General features: G+C 42.8%; 6 protein-coding genes. 2 read left to right on the top strand and 4 right to left on the bottom strand.

Annotated elements, in window-relative coordinates; all coding sequences use genetic code 11:
* Positions 1–35 precede the first annotated feature (35 nt).
* On the bottom strand, positions 36–602 hold the full coding sequence (locus tag AC805_RS13930; protein WP_055075983.1) for a Uma2 family endonuclease: 567 nt from the start codon (positions 600–602) through the stop codon (positions 36–38).
* Between the two features lie 234 nt (positions 603–836).
* Complete coding sequence (locus AC805_RS13925) at positions 837–1517, bottom strand: Uma2 family endonuclease (RefSeq protein ID WP_055075982.1); 681 nt, start codon at positions 1515–1517, stop codon at positions 837–839.
* Positions 1518–1838: 321 nt separating this feature from the next.
* On the opposite strand from AC805_RS13925, the gene dnaG reads away from it, so the two are divergent.
* Complete coding sequence (dnaG, locus tag AC805_RS13920) at positions 1839–3800, top strand: DNA primase (RefSeq protein WP_055075981.1); 1962 nt, start codon at positions 1839–1841, stop codon at positions 3798–3800.
* Between the two features lie 115 nt (positions 3801–3915).
* On the opposite strand, the gene AC805_RS13915 is transcribed toward dnaG, so the two are convergent.
* Positions 3916–4632 (bottom strand): Uma2 family endonuclease, encoded by a 717-nt coding sequence (locus tag AC805_RS13915; protein ID WP_055075980.1) that lies wholly within the window; start codon positions 4630–4632, stop codon positions 3916–3918.
* Positions 4633–4821: 189 nt separating this feature from the next.
* Positions 4822–6039 (bottom strand): chromate transporter, encoded by a 1218-nt coding sequence (locus tag AC805_RS13910; RefSeq protein WP_055075979.1) that lies wholly within the window; start codon positions 6037–6039, stop codon positions 4822–4824.
* A 166-nt stretch (positions 6040–6205) separates the two neighbouring features.
* On the opposite strand from AC805_RS13910, the gene AC805_RS13905 reads away from it, so the two are divergent.
* Positions 6206–6778 (top strand): gamma-glutamylcyclotransferase, encoded by a 573-nt coding sequence (locus tag AC805_RS13905; protein WP_055075978.1) that lies wholly within the window; start codon positions 6206–6208, stop codon positions 6776–6778.
* The last annotated feature ends 177 nt before the right edge of the window (positions 6779–6955 follow it).

Below are 6955 nucleotides of genomic sequence, written 5' to 3'. Positions count from 1 at the left end.
TTACTGACTATAGCTATATCATAAACAAGCTTTTTCTAAAACCTGACATCTTCGTAAAGATCGACAAATTCCCCTTCTAAATTGATGCTCGACAATTGGAATTTATCTTGCTCACTTGAGTATGACTTTAATACCCAAAGTCCTTCTTGATTGCGGCAGAAGCATTCAAGACGTTGACGTTTGGCGTTGACTAGAACGTATTCTTCTAGAGTTTCTATTTGTTGATAATCAGCAAATTTATCACCACGGTCAAATGCTTCTGTGGACTTTGATAGAACTTCGATAATTAGTTTAGGATATCTCTTTTGATTTTGTGATTGGGTATCTCTAGGATCGCAAGTCACCATCACATCTGGATAATAAAATCGATTTAATGAATCGATTCTCGCTTTCATATCTGACATATAGACTCGACAACTAGAGCCACGTAAATGGTTGCGGATTAAAAAAGCCATGTTTAAGGCGATCGTAACGTGAGGATCGTTTGCGCCAGCCATTGCATAAATATATCCATCAATATATTCATGTTTAATTTCGCTCTTCTCCTCCATTTCGAGATATTCGTCTGGAGTTATGTAATCAAATTTTGGTGTTGCTATCATGATTTACTTACAATAGTTTGCTGATAAATAATATACTTAGTGTCTCCGAAAGGAGTTTTGGATTCTCCTCATATAACATTTTGAGAATTATAAATACAGTGGTTTGTTGTTTCATTTTCTTTTTGAGAGTAGGAAGGAAAAAGACGGATTCTTTGACTCATCATCGCTGGATTATTATTTTTTAATAAAACTGTAATATTTATAATAACTGATTTCTACAGGATAACTAACATCCTAAAAAAGTTCAGGATCTTCTCCTAACTCTTTTAACCTAGAGGCTAGTCTTTCTGCTCGCTCCGCCAGTTCCTCGATACTAGGATAACGCTGTCCTCGTTCGTCAAACCAGCTTAAAACTTCACGGTTAAAGCGATCGCTTGGCAATACAGCACGACCAATCCCTAAGCCGATTTCTGGCATCCATAGAGGTTCACCAAGCTGTAATTGGTAATCTCCATCAACTAATTTATAAATCTCGAAAGGCAAATGCCCGTCGCGCCGCCAGAATTGAGGATTGTAAATCACATAATACTTAACCCCTAATTGGCGATAAATATCTAATTTTTTCTCGTATTCATCACCATAGCTATGGGATACAACTTCTATGGTCAAAATCGGGGCAGTATATCCTTCTTCCCACATTACATAACTGCTACGCGAACCACTATTTTTACGACGTTCTACTCCTAAACTCAAAAAACCATCGGGAATTACGGGAACTCTCGGACTTACGCCAGTGGTGTGATAGATGCCCATATCCACACCAAAATACCAATCATCGCGATTTTTCCAAATGTATTCCAACAAGAACAATAGCAAATTTGGTACAAAATTCTGGTCTTCGTTATCCACAGGCGTATCGTCAGAATCAGGCAATTCGTCACTGGTGGGCAGATGTTTGAGATCGACTTGTAGCATCCGAATAACCTCAAAAGCCTCTTAGTTATTTATTTGCGCTATCAGATTGCTATTATAGGCGATCTCTAAAGCTGTAAAACCCAAAACCTAGAAGTGCGTGGAGTCCACTACGTAGGCGCTACGCACTTCTAGGTTTTACAGCAATTACCGATCAAACGAACCAGAAGGAAAATCTTGAAAGCGTTGCAAAGCAACGCTTTCAAGATTTTCCTTGGTTTGGGTTTGAGCGTAAAGCGCTGTAAGTTTATTTTTTGAGGTTGATTGATATAAATTGATATAAAATGTATGGAGCATACTGCGGTTTATAAATAAGCGATCGCTATGTCTGCACAGTACCAGATCCACAAAGATACGATTGACCAAGTAAGTCAAAGGGCAGACATTGTAGATATCGTGTCTGAGCGCGTCGTGCTACGCAAAAGTGGGGCAAATTTTCGGGGAGCCTGTCCTTTTCACAACGGTACAAACGCCACAGCCCTCACCGTTAACCCATCGCGGCAAATGTACCACTGCTTTAACTGTGGGGCAGGAGGTGGGGCAGTCAAGTTTTTGATGGAGATCGATAAGCGATCGTTCTCTGACGTAGTTTTAGATTTGGCAAAACGTTACAACGTTCCCATTCAAACTGTCGAGCCCGAAAAAGCTCAAGAAATTCAGCGTCAAATTTCCCATCGCGATCGCCTATACGAAGTAATGGCGTTGACGACGAGTTTTTATCAACACGCACTCTATGCCCATCAGGGACGAGCCGCCTTAGCCTATCTCACCGAAAAGCGGCAAATGAGCCAAGACACCATCCAGAAATTTCAACTAGGTTATGCGCCTGCGGGTTGGGAAACTCTGATGGGATATCTGGTACAGCAAAAGCAGATTCCCATGAAACTCGTGGAAGAAGCGGGTTTAATCGTTCCGCGTAAAACGGGAAATGGATTTTACGATCGCTTTCGCGATCGCTTGATGATTCCCATTCACGATACTCGTGGTCGGGTAATTGCCTTTGGCGGACGCTCTCTCGGTGATGAGGAACCCAAGTATTTAAATTCTCCTGAAACGGAACTCTTTAGCAAGGGTACTGTTTTATTTGCGATGGATAAGGCAAGAGATGAGATTGCCAAATCCGATCGAGCAATTGTCGTCGAGGGATACTTTGACGCGATCGCTTTGCATCAAGCGGGAATCGGACAAGCGATCGCCACGATGGGTGTGGCTCTCAATGCCGACCAGATGAAGCAATTGCTGCGCTATACCGAATCCAAAAATGTAATTTTAAATTTCGATGCTGATAAAGCAGGAATTACGGCAGCAGAAAAGGCGATCGCAGGATTTAAAGAATTAGTTTTTAATGGAACCGTGCAATTACGAGTTTTGACGATTCCCGATGGCAAAGATGCCGATGAATATCTGAAACAACATAGCGCTGGAGCCTATCAAGGCTTACTCGAAAATGCGCCGCTATTTCTCGATTGGCAAATCGACCAAATTCTATCGGGACAGGATCTCAATCAAGCCGATCGCTTCCAAAAGAGCAGTCAAGCGATCGCGCAATTATTAAACAATCTGCCCGTCGATTCCTTCTTTCGTACCCATTACATTCATACTTCTGCCCAAAAATTATCTCAAGGAAATTCTTACCTAGCATTGCGCCTAGAGCAAGATCTGCGCCGCCAATTACGCAATACGAGATGGAATAGCAATAAACCCGCTCCATCACTCTCCCCCACAACCAATGCATTGCATTCTGCGGAAGCCCAACTTTTGCAAATCTATCTCCATTTTCCTCAACATCGCGCCTACCTATACCAAGAGATTGCCGAAGAAGAGAATATTGAATTTACTCAATCGAATCATCGCTATCTTTGGCAAACAATTCTCAATCTTCTCCAAGCCAATAAAACTTCCCTTGCAACGGAGGAACCCTATCCCGATCATCTAGTCCAACAATTACAAATTCTCTGTGCGGAACAAGAAGAGGTTGCTCAACAATTGCAGCATCTGCTTTGGCTCGATGAAAATTCCCGCGTTGCCCTACTCCGCCCTCAGATTGTCGTGAGAACAGCGATCGCGAAAATTCAATACATCATGTGTGAGAAACATGAAAAGGACTGGCTTAGTAAATATCAAAGTACGGATGTGATTGCCAATCCCGATTTTGGCTATGAATGTCAAGCGAAAATTAAAGAAGCCAAACAACGCAAAGCTGAGATTAGCAAACAGATCGGCGTTAATTATCTCGATTTATCTGGTGGTAGCAGTACTAGTGATAAGAATGTTATTGAATTTTAAATTAAATTTTAAATTCAATTATTTTTTAGCGGTAGCCAGTTATGTTAGGACAAGCTCAAAACCCAAAATAGAGTTGCGGCGCGTAGCGCCGCAACTCTATTTTGGGTTTTAGGTCTTAACTACAATCGACACCAAGTTCGCGTAACTTTGCTGCTAGCACTTCCGCTCTTTGGCGTTCTCGTTCGGCTTGTTCGGCACTCCATAGTAACAACTTGCCAGAGTGATCGTACCAACGCAACCAATTCATCGATTGCCCTAATCGTATTCCCGACCAAATTCCGAGAAATAAATCTAGCTCTGGAATCCATACCTGTCCTTGACTATTCGGTTCTTGCAGCACGTACCGACCATTCTGTAAGCATCGTACCTCTATACTCGGCACGGAAGGATCGTAGATAACATAGGTCGGGACTTGCAAAATTCTTTCGTAAAAATAAAGCTTGCCATAGGGAGGGGTTGCCCTTATCGAAAGTTCGCCACCCTCTGTCTCTGATAGAAATTCCATTGCGATCGCCACAGGTTCGCCTTCTAGATTTGGGGTATAACTGCGTCGCGCAAACTCTTCGCTAATGGGATTAACTCTAGGCACATAAAACCAATCAGGAGCTTTGACGATAGTTCGCGAATTTATGGAGGCAACTAAACCAAAGTTAGAACCAATAAGCATTTCTGGTTGGATTAGTCCTGCGGCTCCTAAGGCATCGGTGAGTGCAGCAGCTAAAATTGGTTGTTGAATATTTTCCACGGGATCGTCGGGTAATACGAAGTCTGCGGGTAAAGCTTCCCAAGTAATGTTTGGCTCGATTTTAATGGATGAGACTTGGAGAACCATAAAATTGACCTCAACCGCAAAAGTTGTAGTAATTTGCTTATTACTAATTTGCTGGTAGTCCTAAAAAGCAAAGAATTTATAAGGTAAGGATGGGCGGCACGAAGTGCCGCCCATCCTTACCTATTTAGCACTACTGCTTAGTATAGCGTTTTCTTCCTTGTGGGAAAATGTCCCGCATGAAGCTCGGGACTATTGATAAATCTTAAGCAGCCAACCGATCGCACCGCCAGCGAGTACTAACCAGACCGAATTTAATTTCGGAAATTTGAGCAGAATGGCAAGACTGGCGATCGCAATAACAATTGTCCAGATATCGGTAAGAGTTCCGCGTCCTAATTCCCATGCTACGGCTGCCATCAAGCCAATGGAAGCAGCATTCACTCCATCTAAGAAACCCGCAGTCCAAGGTGATTTGCGTAATTTTGAGACAAAGGGATTTATCAAGGGAACTAACATAAATGCAGGTAAAAAAATACCAATCGTCGCCGCGATCGCTCCCAAATTTCCTGCGATGAGATAACCAATAAAGGTTGCCGTCGTTAAAATTGGTCCAGGCGTAAACTGCCCGATCGCTACAGCATCCAATAACTGCTGTGAAGTCAGCCAATGCAGGCGATCGACAAATTCTTGCTGTACAAAAGCCAATAGGACATACCCACCACCGTAGAGGAAGGAACCAATTTTTAGAAAGCTCCAAAATACAGCTAGCCAAGTTTTCGGGTGGCTTTCGGTAGCGATCGCGCCTAAGGTAAATGTGCCCCAAGCCAAAGGAGAAATCGTAAAGGATAAAAATCGAGACTTTTTGAGAGCTTGGAGATTAGCGACTAAGGTGACAATCAGACCAGCGCTTAGCATGAGAATGATTTCGTTAATAGAAAGTAAATATAAGACCAACACCAAAATCCCCGCGCTCCAAGTTGCAGCACTTTTGAGAGCCGATCGCCCTAGTTTGGTCAAAGCTTGAAGGACGATCGCGATAATTACAGGTTTGATCCCATAAAGTAGCCCACCAGCCGTAGGAATTGATTGGTATTGCCCATAGGCGATCGCCAATCCCCATGTCATCAGCATCGCAGGCAAAATAAAACAGCTTCCCGCGACAAGCATCCCTCGCCATCCAGCCCGTTCCAAACCCACATGAATTACTAACTCGGTAGAATTTGGGCCTGGAATTAAATTGCTAATACTTAGCAAATCTAATAACTTCTCCCGACTGAGCCATTGGCGACGCTGTACCACCTCCAATTCAATCTGGGCAATGTGAGCGGCAGGTCCGCCAAAGGCAGTTACCCCTAATTTGCTAAAAACTAGGGCTATTTCACCTAAGGAATTTTTTTTAGGTAACAGGGGCTTCCGATCGTCTGGTAAATTTTCTGCCTCTAGATCTGTTTTTGTATACTCAGGCATATTTTTTTGAAATTATGTGCGACATACTCATTGCTGTAAGCATTATTTAGAGTTTTTAAACCGCTTAAAACTTGTGAAATAGTTAATCCTGACGAGCATACACAAAGCTTTATACTTTTTGTAGGTATCACAGAATACTAAATAGTTTTTGCCAAATGTTATCGATATGGTAGATTCGCTCAAATCAAAGTCATTACAGCAGTTACAGACCTCAGTAGATTCTGAACTAGGATTATGTCAGTCGGAGCAGATGTTTTATTACTTTGCTTACGGTTCCTGTATGTGTCCTGTAGATTTGAAGCGATCGCTTGGTGAAGCAGCCCATCATTATGTCGTCGGTGTGGCGCGTTTAAGTGGATATAGACTTGGTTTCTATTACCGATCGCCCCATCGCGATTGCGGTTGCTTGGATATTGTGAAAGATCCGAATTCCCATGTAGAAGGGGTTTTATATTGCTTGCCGATGCGCTTGAGCGATCGCTTAGATATCCGTGAGGATGTATCGAAAGGGGGCTATCAGCACGAACTGATTACCGTCACGGTTGATAAAAGGGTTTATACAAACGTGCGTACTTACAGCGTTGTCAATAAGCTATCTCGCGAACTCGCACCCAATGAATGGTACTCCAATGTAGTGCTGCGCGGTGCTTCAACCTGTGGATTGACCGAAAAATACTTCTGGCAACTCTTCTATCACATTTACCGCTTGCAGTCTTATCACCAGCGTCAATATAGCTAAGCAAAGCCTAGAGGAGCGTAACGATCGCGTTGCAGTCGTTCGCTCTCTATTTTTTACCGCCGTCACCAAATGTATTAACGTTAGTTCGGTTTAAGCAAACACTTTCTCAAATCCCGTTTCCAATTATCTAGAACCCAAGTTATTTTTACGTTAGCTTCAGAATTATAGCTACCGCCA

Origin of the sequence: Pseudanabaena sp. 'Roaring Creek' (assembly GCF_001402795.1) — a bacterium.
In the GTDB taxonomy this organism is placed as follows: Bacteria; Cyanobacteriota; Cyanobacteriia; order Pseudanabaenales; family Pseudanabaenaceae; genus Pseudanabaena.
Note: the sequence above shows the minus strand (reverse complement) of the source record. Positions and strands in the feature narration are given on the sequence as shown.

Coding starts and splice junctions, on each gene's coding strand:
- AC805_RS13930 (WP_055075983.1), bottom strand. CDS start 602: ATGATAGCAACACCAAAATTTGATTACATAACTCCAGACGAATATCTC.
- AC805_RS13925 (WP_055075982.1), bottom strand. CDS start 1,517: ATGCTACAAGTCGATCTCAAACATCTGCCCACCAGTGACGAATTGCCT.
- dnaG (WP_055075981.1), top strand. CDS start 1,839: ATGTCTGCACAGTACCAGATCCACAAAGATACGATTGACCAAGTAAGT.
- AC805_RS13915 (WP_055075980.1), bottom strand. CDS start 4,632: ATGGTTCTCCAAGTCTCATCCATTAAAATCGAGCCAAACATTACTTGG.
- AC805_RS13910 (WP_055075979.1), bottom strand. CDS start 6,039: ATGCCTGAGTATACAAAAACAGATCTAGAGGCAGAAAATTTACCAGAC.
- AC805_RS13905 (WP_055075978.1), top strand. CDS start 6,206: ATGGTAGATTCGCTCAAATCAAAGTCATTACAGCAGTTACAGACCTCA.